This is a genomic window from Puribacter membranae, from assembly GCF_055380425.1.
In genome coordinates this window covers 2342282-2359342 of sequence record NZ_AP040167.1, presented here as the reverse complement: position 1 = coordinate 2359342, position 17061 = coordinate 2342282, and the positions used below count along the sequence as shown (strand labels likewise).

Annotated in this window: 18 protein-coding genes; 16 read left to right on the top strand and 2 right to left on the bottom strand. The window is 53.1% G+C overall.

The genetic code is table 11. From position 1 onward, the window contains the following. The 8 genes from ACZ41M_RS11415 (at position 1) to ACZ41M_RS11380 (ending at position 6298) form a co-directional block, all read left to right on the top strand. On the top strand, positions 1–186 hold the full coding sequence (locus tag ACZ41M_RS11415) for a hypothetical protein (protein ID WP_464731061.1): 186 nt from the start codon (positions 1–3) through the stop codon (positions 184–186). Next, positions 183–512 (top strand): hypothetical protein, encoded by a 330-nt coding sequence (locus ACZ41M_RS11410; protein WP_464731062.1) that lies wholly within the window; start codon positions 183–185, stop codon positions 510–512. The genes ACZ41M_RS11415 and ACZ41M_RS11410 overlap by 4 nt, the downstream gene beginning before the upstream one ends. Before the next feature lie 49 nt (positions 513–561). Then, on the top strand, positions 562–999 hold the full coding sequence (locus ACZ41M_RS11405) for a GPW/gp25 family protein (RefSeq protein ID WP_464731063.1): 438 nt from the start codon (positions 562–564) through the stop codon (positions 997–999). A gap of 95 nt (positions 1000–1094) precedes the next feature. Next, on the top strand, positions 1095–2183 hold the full coding sequence (locus ACZ41M_RS11400; protein WP_464731064.1) for a baseplate assembly protein: 1089 nt from the start codon (positions 1095–1097) through the stop codon (positions 2181–2183). Further along, positions 2176–2787 (top strand): phage tail protein, encoded by a 612-nt coding sequence (locus ACZ41M_RS11395; protein ID WP_464731065.1) that lies wholly within the window; start codon positions 2176–2178, stop codon positions 2785–2787. Before ACZ41M_RS11400 ends, ACZ41M_RS11395 begins: the two co-directional genes overlap by 8 nt. A gap of 9 nt (positions 2788–2796) precedes the next feature. After that, a complete protein-coding gene (locus tag ACZ41M_RS11390) occupies positions 2797–4467 on the top strand; it encodes a hypothetical protein (RefSeq protein WP_464731066.1) in 1671 nt (556 codons plus the stop codon). Between the two features lie 20 nt (positions 4468–4487). Then, entirely contained in the window at positions 4488–5315 is an 828-nt protein-coding gene (locus ACZ41M_RS11385; RefSeq protein WP_464731067.1) for a hypothetical protein, read from the top strand. 149 nt (positions 5316–5464) lie between these two features. Next, complete coding sequence (locus tag ACZ41M_RS11380) at positions 5465–6298, top strand: DNA adenine methylase (protein WP_464731068.1); 834 nt, start codon at positions 5465–5467, stop codon at positions 6296–6298. A 96-nt stretch (positions 6299–6394) separates the two neighbouring features. On the opposite strand, the gene ACZ41M_RS11375 is transcribed toward ACZ41M_RS11380, so the two are convergent. Further along, on the bottom strand, positions 6395–7336 hold the full coding sequence (locus ACZ41M_RS11375) for a SulP family inorganic anion transporter (protein ID WP_464731069.1): 942 nt from the start codon (positions 7334–7336) through the stop codon (positions 6395–6397). Positions 7337–7660: 324 nt separating this feature from the next. Between ACZ41M_RS11375 and alr the strand changes: the two genes are divergently transcribed. After that, on the top strand, positions 7661–8908 hold the full coding sequence (gene alr / locus ACZ41M_RS11370; protein ID WP_464731070.1) for an alanine racemase: 1248 nt from the start codon (positions 7661–7663) through the stop codon (positions 8906–8908). A 93-nt stretch (positions 8909–9001) separates the two neighbouring features. On the opposite strand, the gene ACZ41M_RS11365 is transcribed toward alr, so the two are convergent. Further along, positions 9002–9280, bottom strand: coding sequence for a hypothetical protein (locus ACZ41M_RS11365; protein WP_464731071.1), 279 nt, complete (start codon positions 9278–9280; stop codon positions 9002–9004). A gap of 249 nt (positions 9281–9529) precedes the next feature. Here ACZ41M_RS11365 and ACZ41M_RS11360 point away from each other — a divergent pair, with 249 nt between their 5' ends. The 7 genes from ACZ41M_RS11360 (at position 9530) to tolB (ending at position 17033) form a co-directional block, all read left to right on the top strand. Continuing rightward, the gene (locus ACZ41M_RS11360; protein ID WP_464731072.1) at positions 9530–12496 is read left to right on the top strand and encodes a valine--tRNA ligase; all 2967 of its coding nucleotides are present in this window, start codon (positions 9530–9532) and stop codon (positions 12494–12496) included. 186 nt (positions 12497–12682) lie between these two features. Next, positions 12683–12967 carry a DUF2061 domain-containing protein gene (locus ACZ41M_RS11355; protein WP_464731073.1) on the top strand — a complete coding sequence of 95 codons (285 nt, stop codon included), beginning with the start codon at positions 12683–12685 and terminating at the stop codon, positions 12965–12967. 205 nt (positions 12968–13172) lie between these two features. Next, complete coding sequence (locus ACZ41M_RS11350) at positions 13173–13385, top strand: DUF2061 domain-containing protein (protein WP_464731074.1); 213 nt, start codon at positions 13173–13175, stop codon at positions 13383–13385. A gap of 336 nt (positions 13386–13721) precedes the next feature. Further along, the gene (tolQ, locus tag ACZ41M_RS11345) at positions 13722–14381 is read left to right on the top strand and encodes a protein TolQ (RefSeq protein ID WP_464731075.1); all 660 of its coding nucleotides are present in this window, start codon (positions 13722–13724) and stop codon (positions 14379–14381) included. 18 nt (positions 14382–14399) lie between these two features. After that, positions 14400–14837, top strand: a complete 438-nt coding sequence (gene tolR, locus ACZ41M_RS11340) for a protein TolR (RefSeq protein WP_464731076.1) — start codon at positions 14400–14402, stop codon at positions 14835–14837. A gap of 48 nt (positions 14838–14885) precedes the next feature. Further along, positions 14886–15689, top strand: coding sequence for a RodZ family helix-turn-helix domain-containing protein (locus ACZ41M_RS11335; protein ID WP_464731077.1), 804 nt, complete (start codon positions 14886–14888; stop codon positions 15687–15689). An 18-nt stretch (positions 15690–15707) separates the two neighbouring features. Further along, on the top strand, positions 15708–17033 hold the full coding sequence (gene tolB / locus ACZ41M_RS11330; RefSeq protein WP_464731078.1) for a Tol-Pal system beta propeller repeat protein TolB: 1326 nt from the start codon (positions 15708–15710) through the stop codon (positions 17031–17033). Positions 17034–17061: the final 28 nt, after the last annotated feature.

Sequence of the window (17061 nt, the reverse complement as noted above, 5' to 3'; positions counted from 1 at the left end):
ATGACCATCAAAAAACACCCACAATATACACTGAATGACTACCGCTATTTGAAAGCCAAAGGCTGGACAAACAAAGAAATTCTCGCTCGCTGGGACGCTGAAAAAGCTCAAGGAAAAGAGCCATGTGAATGGAACACGCCATTCGCACAAGAGAAATTAAACAGCGTGCTGGGGGTGGCGAAATGAGCAAAGCATATAACAAGACCTATTACGTCGCTTTTGACCCAGATAACAACGCCATCGCCCACAGCGCAGACGAATTTGAGTGTGTCAAAAAAGCCGCCGAAATCAGCGACCAAATTCACGTATTACCCGCTACCCGCATGAATGACCGTCAATTTTTTGAAGCACTGAACTCAATCAAACCCAACGATGAGGACTTTTACAAAGACATCGGATTCAACTTTTGCGGTCGCTTGATTTATCAATGCAACGGTTTTTTGTTTGATCAATACGGCCAGCAAGATCGTTATTTTGAAGGTCAAGAAGTCCGATTTACCCCAGTGCAATAAGTAAAGCCCTTTACTGTCTAAAAAACCTATGGGTGCGCACAATGCACCCATGTCTACATTCATCCCCACATCCTCGCAATTTTTCTCACCGGCCATCAGCACGATGGCGGTGACGGCGCACGCCGAGCGTTTGGGATTAAACGACAATTTGTCGGGTTTGTTGGCCACGGATGCGGACGACATCAATCAGTGCATCCACCTCATTATCTTTACGCCGAAAGGCTCAGACCCGCATCGCCCAACATTCGGCTGTGATGCGAATCAGCACATCGACGCCCCGATCAACATTGCCCGCCCGCGCCTCGTGCGCGACATCACCGACGCATTACGCCAGTGGGAGCCGCGCATCGTAGTCGAGCGCGTGCTCGTGGAGCTGGCCGATATTGCGCACCTGACCGTGTCCGTGGTCTGGCGTTTTGCCGATGATGTGGCACTGGATTCCTATGTGACTAATTTATCACTTGAAAGTCGGAGGGTGGCAGCATGAGTGATTATGTGAATGCCGCCAGTTTGGGCGAACCCAGTTTTATCGAGCGTAACCCGACCAAAGTCACGCAAGAGTGGATCGCTGGTTACGAGGATTTGAGTGGCAAAACACTCTATCCTGCCCAAGTCGAGCGACTCATGATAAATAATGGGGCATACCGTGAATCATTGGTGCGCGAAGCCATTCAAGATGCCGGTAAATTGTCGCTGGTGCGCTTTTCCCGAAAACCCATACTGGATTATTTGGGTGAACCCTTAGATTGTTACCGCTTGGCTGAAACCCACGCCGCTACGCGCATACAAATAACGCTTGATCCAGCACATCAAGCGGCTACCACCTTGCCCGCAGGTACAGGTTTCTCAGCGGGCAATGTGCTGTTCGTGACACAGTCTGATGTATCCATTACGAAGCAACAAACATTGATTGTTGTCGATGCTGTCTGCACTGTAGCGGGGGAAGCGGGCAATGGCTTTGCGATTGGCCAGATTAAAACTTTGTTGCAAGCAGTTGATGGTTTGAATATCAGTGACGTCCGAAACATCGATGTCAGCGCGGGCGGTGCTGCTGAGGAGTCTGATGATCGATACCGTGAGCGTATTTTTTTAGCGCATGCTCAGTTCAGCGTCGCAGGCTCACGAGCAGCTTATAAATACTTTGTGATGAGTGCCAACAGTCGGATATTGGATGTCAAAATCACTGCACCACGTATTAATGAAACCGGCTTTGGTCAGGGACTCGTGCTTATTTGTCCGCTTTACAACGCAGGCGAATTAGATGCCGTTGTGCCTGCCCCTATTCCTGCGACGCTCAAAAATGAGTTATTGAATCATGTTTTGACCGGTGAAGACAGATTTCCGCTGAATGACACCGTGCAGATCATTGATGCAACACCCGTGAGCTATTCAATCGAAGCCGAACTGGTGTTATATGAGGGAATAGATGCCGAGACTATGCGCACTTTGGCTGAAAAATCGGCCAGTCAGTACGCCGCCGCGCTGGGCGTCTCATTGGGAAATGATGTAGTTCGTGAGCAAATCATTGCCAAAATACAAGTCGCGGGTGTGTATAAATCGAATTTAATCACGCCTGCAGCAGACATCTACGTCAGTGACCTGCAATTTGCACAATGCACTGGCGTAACGATTCGTGTCGTTAATAAAGTGAATGAGGTGGCGCATGGCTGAAAGCACTGACTTTGTGCCAAGTTTACTTGTGCCCGTGATGCGTCGTGATCTCTCTATGCGTGCTATTGAAAGCCAGCAAGCGCGCGTTCAAGATTTAGATTTGAGTGCGATGGTGACCGCTGACGTTGAGCATGTTCCTGCTTCGGTTCTGCCCTTTATCGCCGAGCAGTACGGTTTATTTGGCGATATTGAATGGGATTTGGCAAAGACAGAACAGCAGAAACGCGATTTACTCAAAGTTGCCATGAATATGAACCGTAAGCGTGGTACAGCTTGGGCATTAAAAACAGTTTTTAAATTGCTTGGGTTAGGCGATGTGACCATAGAACAAGGGCGAGCAGGTTGGCGACGAGGTACAGGACGAAAGCGCGGAGATCGATTCCACACCCGTGGCAACGACCGATTCCAATGGAGTGCTTACCGCGTGATTGTTCCCATTCGCTTAACGGTGGAGCAATCCAAAGCAGCCTTTAGACTGGCAGAAAAATGGTCACCGGCGCGCAGTCATTTGCATAGTTTAACCATCGACCCACGTGCCAAACTGATTCGCAACGGCTTTGCCCGACGTGATCGTCAGTACAGCCGTGGAACGTACTATTTATAGGAGTCATCAATGAGTGCAACGGATATTGTCGAATCAGCGGCGTGGTCGGACACTGTATATGCTTGGCAAGACGGCGACGTATTAGACGGTGGAGCGGACAGCACTGAAGTATTGCCCATTAAACAATTGGCCAATCGAACACAATGGCTGCGCGGTCTAATCGCCGGATTGTGTGCAGCAGAAGGCATCACATTAAATTCGAATCAAGTATCGCAACTGCTCCAAGCATTAGACGCGCGTTATTTTCGTAATGCTAATTTCAGTAACGCTGTTCAAGCGAAAGACGCGACGCTAACCGCGCTGGCCGGTTTAAACACCTCGCCCAATCAACTGATCTATGCTACCGGCGCAGACCAGTTTGCTTTGACACCGCTCACGGCATTTATCCGTACATTACTGGACGACGCGGATGCGTCCACGGCGCGTACGACGCTCGGCGCAGCGGCAGATAATCACAGCCACGCCTCCGCTCAAATCGCAGGCTTGGACGGCGCGCTAGCAGATCGTTACACCAAAGCCGAATCCAATAATCTACTAGCCGCAAAAGTCAACAAAGCGGGCGACGTCATGACCGGCAAGCTCAGTTTTTGTGCCGGTACTTTAGAGTCCGGCGGTGGTTTTAACAGTGCCGCAGACAATGACAGCGGCATGGACTTTCCTGCCGACGGCCACGTGCGTTTGCGCAGCAATTCGCGTGTGGCGATCGAGGCATTGCCCGACGGCACTGTTAAAACGTGGTTCGGTGGCAACAATATTGCGAGCCAAACAGATGGCAATATGGTGGTCTACGACAGTACCAGCACTGCGAAACACATCATGCGCGGCAACGGCTCATACACGGCCACCGGCAATATTGAATCGCAAGCGAGTATCTATGGCCGTGAAGTGATTGCAAAGCAAACCGCGATTATTTGCAACCGTAGCAACGAGGCGCAGCAGTGGCATGTGTACTCAGACAATGATTGGGATATTAACTTTTGGTCGAACGTGTCGAAAAAAATCGGTCTGCGCGTCAACCGCGACGGCGCAATGCAAACCGCGCAATACGGCTGGCTACACGATAAATTCGCCGCGCGCGACGGCAGCACGGCAATGACCGCACCGCTGTATGTGCAGGGCGGTGCAGGCGGTGGCATTGTCAGCGATATTGACCGCGATACGGCGATCCGTTTTCCGGCGGACGGCGTGCGTCAGGACTTTGTCAAGGGCAAATTGCGCGCAGAGTACAACGCCAATACCAATACAACTCGGCTTTGGAATGAGTCCGGCCAAAGTTTGGCCATACAAAACGATGGCAATTTAACGTTTCGCGATGCGAATGATGCGGTTATCTGGGATGCTTGGGGTATATCGCATCGCTATGTGTCGCCGGAGTTGATTATGGTCAACGGTGCTGAAATGGTGATTGCTCATAATTTGGGTGTTGCCCCAACCCATATCAGTCTTTATTTGCGTTGCGCTGTTGCAGAAAAAGGCTTTGCCGTTGGCGACTTGGTGCGGATTGCGGGTGAGTCAGACGGGAATGGTGTAAATGAGGGAACCGGAGTCACGGTGAATAGCAATTATATTTATGTGCGAATCGGTGAAAACGGGCCGCAGCTCATCACGAATAAAACTAACGGGGCGGCAGGGGCGGTCACAACAGCCAACTGGCGTTTAATTGTTAAAGCAACTAAGTAATTAACATAAGGAAAACACAAATGAACCACTATCCGAATCATCCCCGCTTTATCACCGTTGCCGAATTTGACGCGCGCGGTCAATATCAAAACATCAATGTCGCACCAATTGTCACGGCAGGGTCAAGTGATAAAACCGCCGTCTACGACGTGCGCGCGAATCAAACGCCGGTGCTCGTGCCGCACCTCGCGCCTTTTGGTAAAGACTGGCTATGGTCGGCAGACGCACAAAAATGGACACTGATCGACAACTACGCAGTCGTAGCTGTTTACTCCAAGAGCCGAGTGGAGCAATGCACGCCACCGCTGTTTGGCGACAAACTGACGGACGACATGACGCTCAAAGTCCCGTCGTTAGAGACGGGCAAAATCACCTACTGGGATGCCAAAGCCGACGGCTGGGCAATGCGCGACGATCTGACCGGCAAACAGGTGTTTAACACCGCCGACCCGCGTCAGTCGTTGGTGTTGGGTCGCGATGATTGGACAGTCCCCGAGGGCTATACCGACAAACCAGCGCCGAGCGTTGCGCACGCTTGGGATGCCAAAATCAGCGACTGGGTTCTTGACCCAGTCAAACAGGCGGAATTGGATCTGGCGGCAAAGAAAGCTGCCGTGCCAAATGTGGTAACGATTCGACAAGCGCGGCGCGCGTTATTAGAGATCGGTTTGCTGGATGATGTCGAAGCTATTTTAGCGAGTCCAGAAACGCCTCGCGGCTTAAAAATTGATTGGGAATATGCGTCAGAAGTGCATCGTGCATGGGTTGAGCAGTCTGGTTTAAAAGCGATGCTCAAAATGAGCGATGATCAGATTGATGAGTTGTTCTCGCTCGCTGCTACATTATAAATATTGAACGGGCAACTGGACGTGGTGCGCTAACACCACGCCCAGCCCCAAACCGCAGAGTTGACCTGCAAGTTCGGCTAAGGCTCCGCCAGCTACGTAGCGGCGCAAGTTTAGCATAATTGTTTTGTATATTGAAATGGACTTGCAAAATGTTGAATCAAAATAAACCCAAATCATTCCTCGCTTGGATCGGTGGCAAAAGCCAACTGACCGACAAAATCATCCCGCTCATGCCAGAACATCACTGCTACTGCGAAGTGTTCGCAGGCGCGGCTTGGCTACTGTTTCGCAAACAGCCGAGCAAAGTGGAGATTATAAACGACATAAATTCGGATTTGGTCACGCTATATAGAGTGGTGCAAAACCATCTCGAAGAGTTCATCCGCTATCTAAAGTGGCTGCTGGTTGCTCGCGACGAGTTTGACCGATTCATGATGCAAGAGGTCAGTACACTCACCGACATCCAGCGTGCAGTGCGGTTCTACTACATCGCCAAGACCGGCTACGGCGCACGCATCGTCAATCCGACGTTCGGCATTGCACAATCACGACCAAGTCGTTTTAATCTGGTGCGTGTAGGCGAAGAGCTATCCGATGCTCATATTCGCTTGCACCAAGTCTACGTCGAGAATCGGCCGTATGAGCAGGTAATCACGCGCTTTGACAAACCGGACACGCTGTTCTACATCGACCCGCCGTATTTTGGCTGTGAAGGTTACTACGGTAAAGGACTATTCAGCCGCGAGGACTTTACACGACTGCGTGACCTTCTGGTCAGCGTCAAGGGCAAGTTCATCATGTCCATCAACGACACACCTGAAATTCGCGAGCTGTACAGTCAGTTCACCATCCTTGAAGTGCCAACCAAGTACACCGTCAGCGCGCATGCAAAAAAATCAGTCACCGAACTGCTCATACTCAACTACACACCGAGCGAAGAGCAGATGGACGAATTCAACGCCCGATGTCAGCGCAAAAAATAGCGCAAAACAAAACCCACCGACTTGGTCGGTGGGTTTACTTGCACTATGTGATAATATCTTTCAAATACCAAAACAAGCGGACGAACGATTTATCACTCAAAATTCCCGCCGATTATCGCGCGCCGCCTCAAGCAATGACTCAATCGCACCCAACACCGCCAACGTCGCCGCCGGCGCCACCAGCCCCTTCATCGCCTCCCAAATCACCGGCAAACTCCAGCCACCATCCGCCGCATAAGGCAGCGGGATAGTGAAGGATGGCAAACCCTGCGGAATACCACCGAAGCGCGAGCCGATCGTTTCCACATCCAGATGAAACAACTGCGCCAAAATCGTCGCCACCAACAACGCAACGATCGAACCGGGCGTGGTGCTGCGAATGCGATGAAACATGGCCGACACGCCCTGCGTATTTTGTCCGCCGCTTTGTCCGCCGTTTGGCTGAGTACTTTTCTGCCACAGAATAATGATCGCCAAAGACAACAACGCCAAAAACAGCGCTTGCGGATTCCACGTTGGCAAAGCATTCCACAAAGTATGCAACAGCGCAAAAAACTCCGCCGGCGTTTTACCCTCAATCTGCAAGCCCAAAAAATCCTTGATCTGCGAAATCCCGATCAGCACCGCAATCCCATTGGTAAAACCGATAATCACTGTCACCGGAATGAATTTAATCAAAATCCCCATGCGAAAAAAACCCATCACCCACAGCATGATGCCCGACATAAACGTGGCCAACAGCAGTCCGCCCACACCATAGCGCTCGACAATCCCATACACAATCACGATGAACGCACCCGCCGGTCCGCCAATCTGCACGCGCGAACCGCTGAACAGCGAAATCAAAAAACCCGCAATGATCGCCGTAAAAATACCGGTTTCGGGTTTCAGCCCCGACGCAATCGCAAACGCCATCGCCAACGGCAAAGCCACGATCGCCACGGTCATACCTGCGCCCAAATCTTTGACCAGTCGCTCAGTGTTATAACCGCTCATGATTTCGTAAATTTTCGGATTAAACTTGGTGGTAACTTTCATAGCGATAACGACTCACTCTCTGCGCTGACAAAAACGGCGATTGGGATTCAAATGGGGGAATACTCAAAATGGGGAATACTCAAATAGGATGATTATATGCCGCACCCTCGCACAGTTAAATACTTTTCTCGAACACAGTCAGGATTAGCATCGAATTCACGTCGAGTTCGCCTCTAATTGTCGTCCGATTAGACCAATTGCTGCCACCGCCTACCACCATTTAGAGGCAACGCCAAAATAATATGACGGATACTGCAAAAATCCGCTACGCTTATTTGCCCCAACCAATCGGTTGGGCTTAATCATCTTTTCTGGGAGAATACTATGAAGCACTCGGTCAAATGGATGGCTCTTTGTATTGCGGCGGCATTCGCCACGCCGACATTTTCAGCGCCGGTTTTAGATGCCCACCCGACACCCAGCAGCGCACTGCACCAGCAAAAAATCAACGCTTGGTTAGAAATTGACACCCAAGCTTTTGAGCAAAACATCGCCACCTTACAAAGCCAATTGCAGGGGCAATCAAAAATCTGCGCTGTGATGAAAGCCGATGCCTACGGCAATGGCATTGCCTTGCTCATGCCCAGCGTCATCAAGATGAAAGTACCCTGCGTCGCCATCGCCAGTAACTCAGAAGCGCGCGTCGTGCGCGCCTCCGGCTACAAAGGACAGATCATTCGCGTGCGCACGGCGACTTTGGACGAAATCCGCGACGCCATGAAATACAATATGACCGAGTTGATCGGCAACCCTGATCAAGCCAGCGCCATCAGCCAACTGGCGCAAAAACATGGAAAAACCCTGAACTATCATTTGGCGCTCAATTCCGCAGGCATGAGCCGCAATGGTTTGGATTTAAGCACCGATGCGGGCAAACAAGCGGCATTGGCCATTGCCAAACTGCCGCATTTAAAAATCACCGGCATCATGACGCACTTTCCGGTTGAGGAAAAAGCAGATGTTGAAAAAGGCTTGGCAGCGTTCAAATCCGAAACCGCTTGGCTGATCCAGGCCGCGAAATTGAACCGCAGCCAATTAACCCTGCACACAGCCAACTCCTTCGCCACTTTAGCCGTACCGGAAGCGCGTATGGACATGGTGCGTCCGGGCGGCTTGCTGTACGGCGACACCATCCCCGATCATACCGAATACAAAAAAATCATGGCATTCAAAACCCGTGTTGCCAGCGTGAACGCGTACCCGAAAGGCAACACCGTCGGTTATGACCGCACCCTTACCTTGACGCGTGACTCACGTTTGGCCAATCTGCCGATGGGTTACTCTGACGGTTATCGCCGCGTGTTTACCAACAAAGGACACGTCTTGATTCGCGGCCATCGCGTACCGGTGGTGGGCAAAGTATCAATGAATACCACCATGATCGACGTGACCGATTATCCGGACATCACCGCGGGTGATGAAGTCGTGCTGTACGGCAGTCAGGGCGACGCACAAATCACGCAAAGCGAAGTCGAGGACATCAACGGCGCGCTGCTGGCGGATCTGTACACCGTCTGGGGCAACTCCAATCCGCGTTTTGCCAAACCCGCAACGCCAGCCAAATCTAAGTAAGCTCCAAACGAAACGTCACCCTAAACAACGCCGCCATAATCAATGGCGGCGTTGCGTTGTTTCGGCCTGAACCCAAGCTCTATGCGCAGATCATCAAGGTGCAGTAGGCACCGCTGGTTTTACCGACACGCCCGATGCCGGTTTCGCTGTATTCGGACGTTGCGATTGCGCACGAGGCGCTTTTTTCGCCGGTTTAGTTTTCTTCACTGGCTTTTGCGCGGAAGGTTTTTGATCCATACCACATTGAACGGCAACCGGTGCGCAACCTGATTCTACCGACGGTTTCGCTTGCGGCGCCGTTTGTGCAAACGCCGCCGTCGCCAGCCATAAACTGCTAAACACGCCCACAGACCACTTACTCAAACGCTTCATATCAACTCCTCTCACATATATCAATGATACCCATACCCACACATCATGCCATTTTTTGCGTAATGTGTGGCTGCGTCCGCTGTTTTTTGTTTGCCCGCCAACGGAGATTCATCGTCAACGATATATTCCTCGACGACAGGTCACTGATTTCAAACCCTTTTGAGCGCAAAACCCTTATAATATCGGCACTTATCCACGGCGGTATCCGTGGTTTTTTATTGAAAAACACTACTTCAGCACCTATCGATTATGAGCAACACCTCAAACACACCGAAACTCGACGCATTGGCCAAATTATTTGAACCCGCCCCGATCGAATCGCACTGGCGCCCGCTGTGGGAACAGCGCGGCTACGGCAAAGCCAGCGTTCATGCCGACAAAGAGGCCTACAGCATCTTCCTGCCGCCGCCGAACGTCACCGGCACGCTGCACATGGGCCACGCCTTCAACCAAACCGTGATGGATGCATGCATGCGCCACGCGCGCATGAGCGGCAAAGACGCTGCGTGGATTCCGGGCACCGATCACGCGGGGATCGCGACGCAAATCGTGGTCGAACGCCAACTCGCCGCGCAAGGCGTGAATCGCCACGACCTCGGTCGCGAAGCGTTCACCCAAAAAGTGTGGGAATGGAAAGAGCAATCGGGCAACATCATCAGCCAACAAATCCGCCGCATGGGCTCCTCCATTGACTGGTCACGCGAATATTTCACCATGGACGAAAAAATGTCCAAGGCGGTGACCGAAGTCTTCGTGCGTCTGTACGAAGACGGTCTGATCTACCGTGGCAAACGCTTGGTCAACTGGGATCCCGTGCTCGGCACAGCGGTGTCCGACCTTGAAGTCGAAACCGTCGAAGTGGACGGCCACATGTGGCACATCAATTACCCCTTCGTTGACGGCGCGCAAACCATCACCGACAAAGACGGCAACACCGAAACCTGGACCGGCATCACCATCGCCACCACGCGCCCTGAAACCCTGCTCGGCGATATGGCGATCTGTGTGCATCCCGACGATGTGCGTTATCAAAAACTCATCGGCAAACAAGTCGTTCTGCCGCTGTGCGATCGCAACATCCCGATCATCGCCGACGAATACGCCGATCCTGAGTTCGGCACGGGCGCGCTGAAAATCACACCGGCGCATGATTTCAACGACTACGCCGTCGGCCAACGTCATGATTTGGAACTGCTGTCCATCATGAATCTGGACGCGACCATCAATGCGAACGCGCCCGAAGCGTATCGCGGCATGGATCGTTTCGCCGCGCGCAAACAAATTATTGAGGATTTGAAACAGCAGGGATTACTCGTTAAAACCGCGCCACACAAATTGATGCAACCCAAATCCGACCGCACCGGCGTGGTGATCGAACCGATGCTGACCGACCAATGGTTCATGGACTTGACGCAAAAAGGCAAAGCCGCCATCGTCGAGCCAGCTCTGTCCGCGGTCAACAGCGGCGAAATCCGACTAATTCCTGAGAACTGGAACAGCACCTACAACCACTGGCTGGAAAACATCCAAGATTGGTGCATCTCGCGCCAACTGTGGTGGGGCCATCAAATTCCGGCGTGGTACGGCGAGCAAGGCGAAGTCTTCGTCGCACGCACCGAAGCCGATGCGCAAGCACAGGCCAAAGCCGCGGGTTACACCGGCGCACTGCGTCGCGAAGACGACGTGCTCGACACATGGTTCTCCTCTGCGCTCGTGCCATTCTCCTCGCTCGGCTGGCCGGAAGAAACGCCAGACCTGAGCCATTTCCTGCCCTCCTCCGTACTCGTGACCGGCTACGACATCATTTTCTTCTGGGTCGCGCGCATGGTCATGATGACCAAATACTTCACCGGCAAAGTCCCGTTCAAATCCGTTTATGTGCACGGTCTGATCCGCGACGCGGAAGGCAAAAAAATGTCCAAATCCGAGGGCAACGTGCTGGATCCAGTTGACCTGATCGACGGCATTGAGCTGGCGCCGCTGCTGGACAAGCGCACCACCGGTCTGCGCCGCCCAGAAACTGCGCCGCAAGTACGCAAAGCCACCGAAAAAGAATTCCCGAATGGCATTCCGGCCTACGGCACCGACGCCTTGCGCTTCACCTTCGCCTCGCTCGCGACGCAAGGGCGCAGCATTAATTTTGACTCCAAGCGCTGCGAAGGCTACCGCAATTTCTGCAACAAGTTGTGGAACGCGACCCGATTCGTACTCATGAACTGCGAAGGCCAAGACTGCGGCGTGACCGAACCGCCACGCCGTGCAAACGCACCACACATCGACATCGAGCCGACTGAAAATCAAGCGGTCAATGCCGAGATCAGCGAATTCGTCAATGAGGCCAACTTTGAAAACCTCAGCAGCGGCTACCTCGACTACTCGCCAGTGGATCGCTGGATCATCAACGAATTGCAACGCGTCGAAGCCGAAATCAACAAACTCTTCCCCGAGTACCGCCTCGATTTGATCGCACAGCATCTGTACCAATTCGTTTGGAACAGCTACTGTGACTGGTACGTTGAGCTGGCCAAAGTCGCCCTGCAAACCGGCACACCGGCACAGCAACGCGCCACCCGCCGCACGCTGCTGCGCGTGTTGGAAGCGACCTTGCGCCTGATGCACCCGATCATGCCATTCATCACCGAAGAACTCTGGCAAACCGTCGCACCACTGGCGAACAAAAAGCGCACCGATTCCATCATGCTCGCCGCCTATCCGCAAGCCGAGCCAAGCAAAATTCGCCCAGAGGCCGACGCATGGATGGGTGAATTGCAAAAGCTCATCGACGCGACGCGTAATCTGCGCGGCGAAATGAATCTGTCACCGGCGCAAAAAGCCCCGTTGTTCATCGCCGCCAGCGCCGAGCAGCAAGCCAAACTGCGTGCATTCGCCCCATATCTCAAAACACTGGCGAAACTCTCCGAAGTCACTATCGGCGCGGCGCTGCCGGATGCGGTCGGCGCACCGGTACAAGTGGTCGGTGATATTTCGCTGATGCTCAAAGTCGAAATCGACGTGAAAGCCGAACGCGAACGTCTGGGCAAAGAAATCGCGCGTCTGCAAGGCGAAATCAACAAAGCCAATGGCAAGCTGAACAACGAAAACTTCGTTGCCAAAGCACCGCCCGCGGTGATTGAACAAGAGAAAAAACGCGTGGCTGAATTCAGCGGTACTTTGGATAAGCTGCAAGTGCAGTTGAATGCGTTACCGCAAGCATAAAACCGTCATCACGCATGACACTCAACACCCCTGCCACACGGCAGGGGTTTTTATTAATAGTTATTTTCTATGCTAATCATGAAAATATATCATTTTTAACTATCATTCATTTCATCTAAACTACCTCCAAACAATCCGCAACTCAGACACAACAGACACAAGCAACACAATCAAAGGAGGTTTGTGATGAAACACAATCCATTCACCCATCCAGCAGCCCGCCCAACAAACACTTGGCGTCAAACCATCATTTATTACAGCCTGCACATCTCGATGGCCGCCGCCATCGGCTTTGCCATCACCGACAGTTGGGGTGTTGCGCTGGCGGTGAGCATGATCGAGCCCGCGGTGCAGGTATTGGCGTGGCTCACGCAGCAGTGGGAACAACGCGTCCAGAACCATTCAATCCAGCAGAGCGAACAAAGCCTTTCGATACAGCGATATTTGGCACGTTATGCGCGCGCAGCTTAAAAATCAGACTCGCTGTATTATTTTTACAAATATTAATGATAATTATTCTCATTTAATAAATTTTGTTTTATAATGATTTCAACACGCGAATGATTGAGATTTTTCCAGCCTTTAACACCGTAAAAATTTAAAGCATGTGAAAACCAATCATTCGATTTGAGCTTCGCCCTGCATTTGAGCACGGATGATGGCAAAGGAGGACAGCATGACCGCAATCCAATTATTTTATAGTCGTAACTCGCGCACGCTGGCGAAAACCGCAACCTATTATGTGATGCACATCAGTGTGGCGCTGGCGGTGGCGTATGCGGTGACCGGCAGTTGGACCACCGCCATTGCTTTGAGTTTACTCGAACCGACCGTACAGGCCTTTGCGTTTTTCGCACATGAGAAGGTTTGGCAACGGTTTTTGCCTTAAACATCTGTGAGTTAAGACCTGCATGACTTGAACTTCAACCCAAATGCGTGTCCTCGTGCGCATGATGGCCTCTTCGTTCATAGTCGTTTTGCCCGCATCGGCGCTGCCTTTGCGGGCTTTTTTTATTCAATCGTTGAGAAAATCGGGAGAGCGGATGTCGTCCTTTGGTGCGTCATTGTCGCTGCCGTCACTTTTTCTGCATGCTACTGCTTTATAATCGGCTGAAATTTTTGCCGATTTCTGCTTTTGTCAACGCATCGGTGTCGTGGGCGCTTGTTATGATTCGTGCCCTGTCATGAGCATGCGATCAATATTTTATTTTTTAGAATGGATGTTATGGATTCAACTCTGAATGCTTTGCACTTGATTGTGAACGCCAGCGTGGTGGTACAGATCATCATGGCGATTTTGGTGGTCTTGTCTGTGCTGTCGTGGTATGCGATTTTTAGCAAATCGGCGGCATTGCGTCGTGCGCAAGCCCAATCCGATGGCTTTGAGCGTGAATTTTTATCTGCGCAAAACATCGGTCATTTGTTTCAAGGCTCACTGAATAACCGCGCGCAAGCAGGCAGTCTGGAGCGTATTTTTATCGCGGGCATGCAGGGGTTCGAGCAGGCGTCGAGACAACACCCGAATGCGCGCTTGGAGTTCGCGCAGCGCTCGATGAAGGCCACGTTTCAACGCGAAATAGACGGTTTGGAAACGCAACTGCCGTTCCTCGCCTCGGTCGGCTCGGTCTCGCCGTACATCGGTCTGCTGGGTACGGTTTGGGGCATCATGACCGCGTTCATGGGGCTATCAGTGGCCGAGCAAAGCACGCTCGCATCGGTCGCGCCGGGCATTGCCGAGGCATTGATCGCCACCGCATTGGGGCTGTTTGCCGCGATTCCGGCGGTACTGGCGTACAACCGCTTCACTGCGCAGGTGGATCGATTGACCTTGCGCTACGAGAGCTTTATTGATGATTTTTCCAACACTTTGCAGGCGCAATCCTAATCGGGCACAGGAGCCATCATGAGCCGAGTTTCTCCTTTATCCACGCGCCGCCGAGCCCGCAGAACCAACGCACAGATGAACGTCGTGCCCTACATCGACGTGATGCTGGTGCTGCTGGTGATTTTCATGGTGGTCGCGCCGATGATTCAAACCAAGGTGTTGAACCTCCCCTCGGTCGCCAAAGCCACTGCCGCGCAGGAGCCGCCGTTGATTGTGGAAATGAACGCGCAGGGCGTGTTGCACCTGAGCGACGCCAAAGGCGCGCAGCAATTCACCGACACCACACAATTGATCGCTCAGTTACAACAGACGCTGCGCCAAAAACCGCAGCCGGTCGTGCTGGCTGCGGACAAAGCGGTGTCCTACGGCGAGGTGATGCGCGTGATGGATGCGCTTAAATCCGCCCAGATTGAGCGCGTCGGCCTGCTGTTAAAACAAACCCAAGGCGCTCAATAAACGTGACCGCGTGATTGAGCCACACTGAACCTAACGAGCAAATTGCCCATGTATTTGAGCCGCACAGCCACTCCCACCAACACCTTGCACAAGCCTTCGATGCTGGCAACGGTGCTGCTGCACGCATTGGTGCTCGGCGTGCTGTGGTGGGGTGCGAAATGGGCGGCACCGCAGCCAACCGAAGTGGAGCTGTGGGATGCAGGCAGCTTGGGCGGTGCCAACAGTTCGGCCAATGCCGCACAAAATACCGCCGTTGATGCCACCCCCGTCGAAAATGTCGCACCGACGCCAATGCCAGAACAGAGCGTAACGCAAGCACCGACGCAGCCGAGTATCACACAGCCGAACGTGACGCCGCCACCCGCACAGGTGCAGCCGGACATTGCCGCGCCGAACTCAAAACCTCAGCCACAAAAACCGACGGTACCGAATAACGCAGCTGCCAACAAACCACAAACCACGCCCAACAATGCCGCGCAAAAACCCAACACTGCGGCACGCAGTGATGTATTGGCGCAAATCCGCCAAGGCTCAGCCACCGGCGCAGGCTCCGGCACGGGCAGCGGCTCCGCCGCAGGTCGTGGTAATGCTAATTATGAGGAGTATAAAGCCAAAGTAGAATCTATGATTGAAGCACGTGGTCGCAATCAAGGTTTATCAGGCACCACGGGCAGAGTGAGTTTCCGCGTCGCACCCAATGGCAGCATCAGCAGCATAAGCGTCAGCGGCATGCCACCCGATAAGGCCGAAACGCTCAAACGCGTGATTTCAGGACTGGTACTACCACGCGAAAACGGCGCGATTCCGCCACCGGCACTCAGCGGCGGCATGAATTTTAATGTACGGATTTAATCATTCAGGAGACCATTGATGAACGCCTTATTTTTCACAGTCACCCCCATACGTCGCCTGCTTGAGCGCGGCCTGATGGCCATCGGCTTGCTCTGTGGTGTTTTGCTGAGCAATGTTGCCCAAGCGCAGTTATCAGGCGACTTGAATTTCACCGACAGCAACGGCTTGCCGGTCGCCACCGCGCATTTCATCGGCGAAGAATCCGCGCCGGTCAACATCACCGACGTGATTCGTGCCAATTTGTCGCGCAGCGGCGCATTGGTCAATTTCTCCGTCGATGGCGCGCATTTGGGGCTGGAAAGCGGCGCCAATCTGAACGACTGGCGTGCACGCGGCGCGCAAGCGCTCGTGGTCGGCAATGTCATCAACAACGGCGGCACGTACAGCGTGCATCTGCGCCTGTTTGACCTACGCAATAAGCAAAACCTCGGCGACTACGCACTGAACGTACCCGCGAGCGGCTTGCGCAACGCCGGTCACCGCATGGCCGATTTCATCTACGAAAAACTCACCGGCAAACGCGGCGCATTCAACACCCGCCTGTCCTACGTCAACCAAGCCGCTGGCAAATACCAGCTATTGATCTCCGACTCGGACGGACAAAACGCCACAGTCGCGTTGAACAGCAACCAGCCGATCATTTCACCCTCATGGTCGCCCGACGGCACGCGCGTGGCCTACGTCTCGTTTGAAAACCGCAAGCCTGTCGTATTCGTGCACCACTTGCCGACCGGTCAGCGCACCATGATCGCCAATTACAAAGGCAATAACAGCGCACCGGCGTGGTCGCCCGACGGCCAGTACCTCGCGCTTGCCCTCTCGCGCGACGGCAACACCCAGATTTACCAAGTCAGTGCCAACGGCGGCAGCGAAACGCGTCTGACGCAAAGCACGGGCAACATCATCGACACCGAGCCAACCTACGCTCCTGACGGCGCGCAGATTTATTTCACCAGCGACCGTGGCGGCGAGCCGCAAATTTACAAAATGAGTGCGAGCGGAGAAAACGCCGGTGCGGCGCAGCGCGTGACCTTCCAAAGCAATTACAACACCAGCCCGCGCATTTCACCGGACGGCACGAAAATGGCCTTCATCAGCCGCGTACCGGGCGGTTATCAAACCCACATCATGGATTTGCGCTACAGTGACGTACAAAGCATTTCCAACACCTTGCGCGACGAATCACCCAGTTTCGCCGCCAATGGCCAAGTGGTGCTGTACAGCACGCTTAAAAATGGCCGCAACGTCCTATCCGCCAGCTCCATCGACGGACGGATGCAACAAGAACTCCCCTTGCCCAACAGCCAAACGCGCTTTCCGGCTTGGGGTCCATTCATGAAATAGAGGAAGCACGGAACAACCCGAACCAGAC

What these genes read in the sequence shown, in the direction of transcription:
- ACZ41M_RS11365 (WP_464731071.1), bottom strand. Translation starts at nt 9,280, where the DNA reads ATGAAGCGTTTGAGTAAGTGGTCTGTGGGCGTGTTTAGCAGTTTATGG.
- alr (WP_464731070.1), top strand. Translation starts at nt 7,661, where the DNA reads ATGAAGCACTCGGTCAAATGGATGGCTCTTTGTATTGCGGCGGCATTC.
- ACZ41M_RS11385 (WP_464731067.1), top strand. Translation starts at nt 4,488, where the DNA reads ATGAACCACTATCCGAATCATCCCCGCTTTATCACCGTTGCCGAATTT.
- ACZ41M_RS11375 (WP_464731069.1), bottom strand. Translation starts at nt 7,336, where the DNA reads ATGAAAGTTACCACCAAGTTTAATCCGAAAATTTACGAAATCATGAGC.
- ACZ41M_RS11410 (WP_464731062.1), top strand. Translation starts at nt 183, where the DNA reads ATGAGCAAAGCATATAACAAGACCTATTACGTCGCTTTTGACCCAGAT.
- tolR (WP_464731076.1), top strand. Translation starts at nt 14,400, where the DNA reads ATGAGCCGAGTTTCTCCTTTATCCACGCGCCGCCGAGCCCGCAGAACC.
- tolB (WP_464731078.1), top strand. Translation starts at nt 15,708, where the DNA reads ATGAACGCCTTATTTTTCACAGTCACCCCCATACGTCGCCTGCTTGAG.
- ACZ41M_RS11360 (WP_464731072.1), top strand. Translation starts at nt 9,530, where the DNA reads ATGAGCAACACCTCAAACACACCGAAACTCGACGCATTGGCCAAATTA.
- ACZ41M_RS11380 (WP_464731068.1), top strand. Translation starts at nt 5,465, where the DNA reads ATGTTGAATCAAAATAAACCCAAATCATTCCTCGCTTGGATCGGTGGC.
- ACZ41M_RS11405 (WP_464731063.1), top strand. Translation starts at nt 562, where the DNA reads ATGTCTACATTCATCCCCACATCCTCGCAATTTTTCTCACCGGCCATC.
- tolQ (WP_464731075.1), top strand. Translation starts at nt 13,722, where the DNA reads ATGGATTCAACTCTGAATGCTTTGCACTTGATTGTGAACGCCAGCGTG.
- ACZ41M_RS11350 (WP_464731074.1), top strand. Translation starts at nt 13,173, where the DNA reads ATGACCGCAATCCAATTATTTTATAGTCGTAACTCGCGCACGCTGGCG.
- ACZ41M_RS11355 (WP_464731073.1), top strand. Translation starts at nt 12,683, where the DNA reads ATGAAACACAATCCATTCACCCATCCAGCAGCCCGCCCAACAAACACT.
- ACZ41M_RS11415 (WP_464731061.1), top strand. Translation starts at nt 1, where the DNA reads ATGACCATCAAAAAACACCCACAATATACACTGAATGACTACCGCTAT.
- ACZ41M_RS11395 (WP_464731065.1), top strand. Translation starts at nt 2,176, where the DNA reads ATGGCTGAAAGCACTGACTTTGTGCCAAGTTTACTTGTGCCCGTGATG.
- ACZ41M_RS11390 (WP_464731066.1), top strand. Translation starts at nt 2,797, where the DNA reads ATGAGTGCAACGGATATTGTCGAATCAGCGGCGTGGTCGGACACTGTA.
- ACZ41M_RS11335 (WP_464731077.1), top strand. Translation starts at nt 14,886, where the DNA reads ATGTATTTGAGCCGCACAGCCACTCCCACCAACACCTTGCACAAGCCT.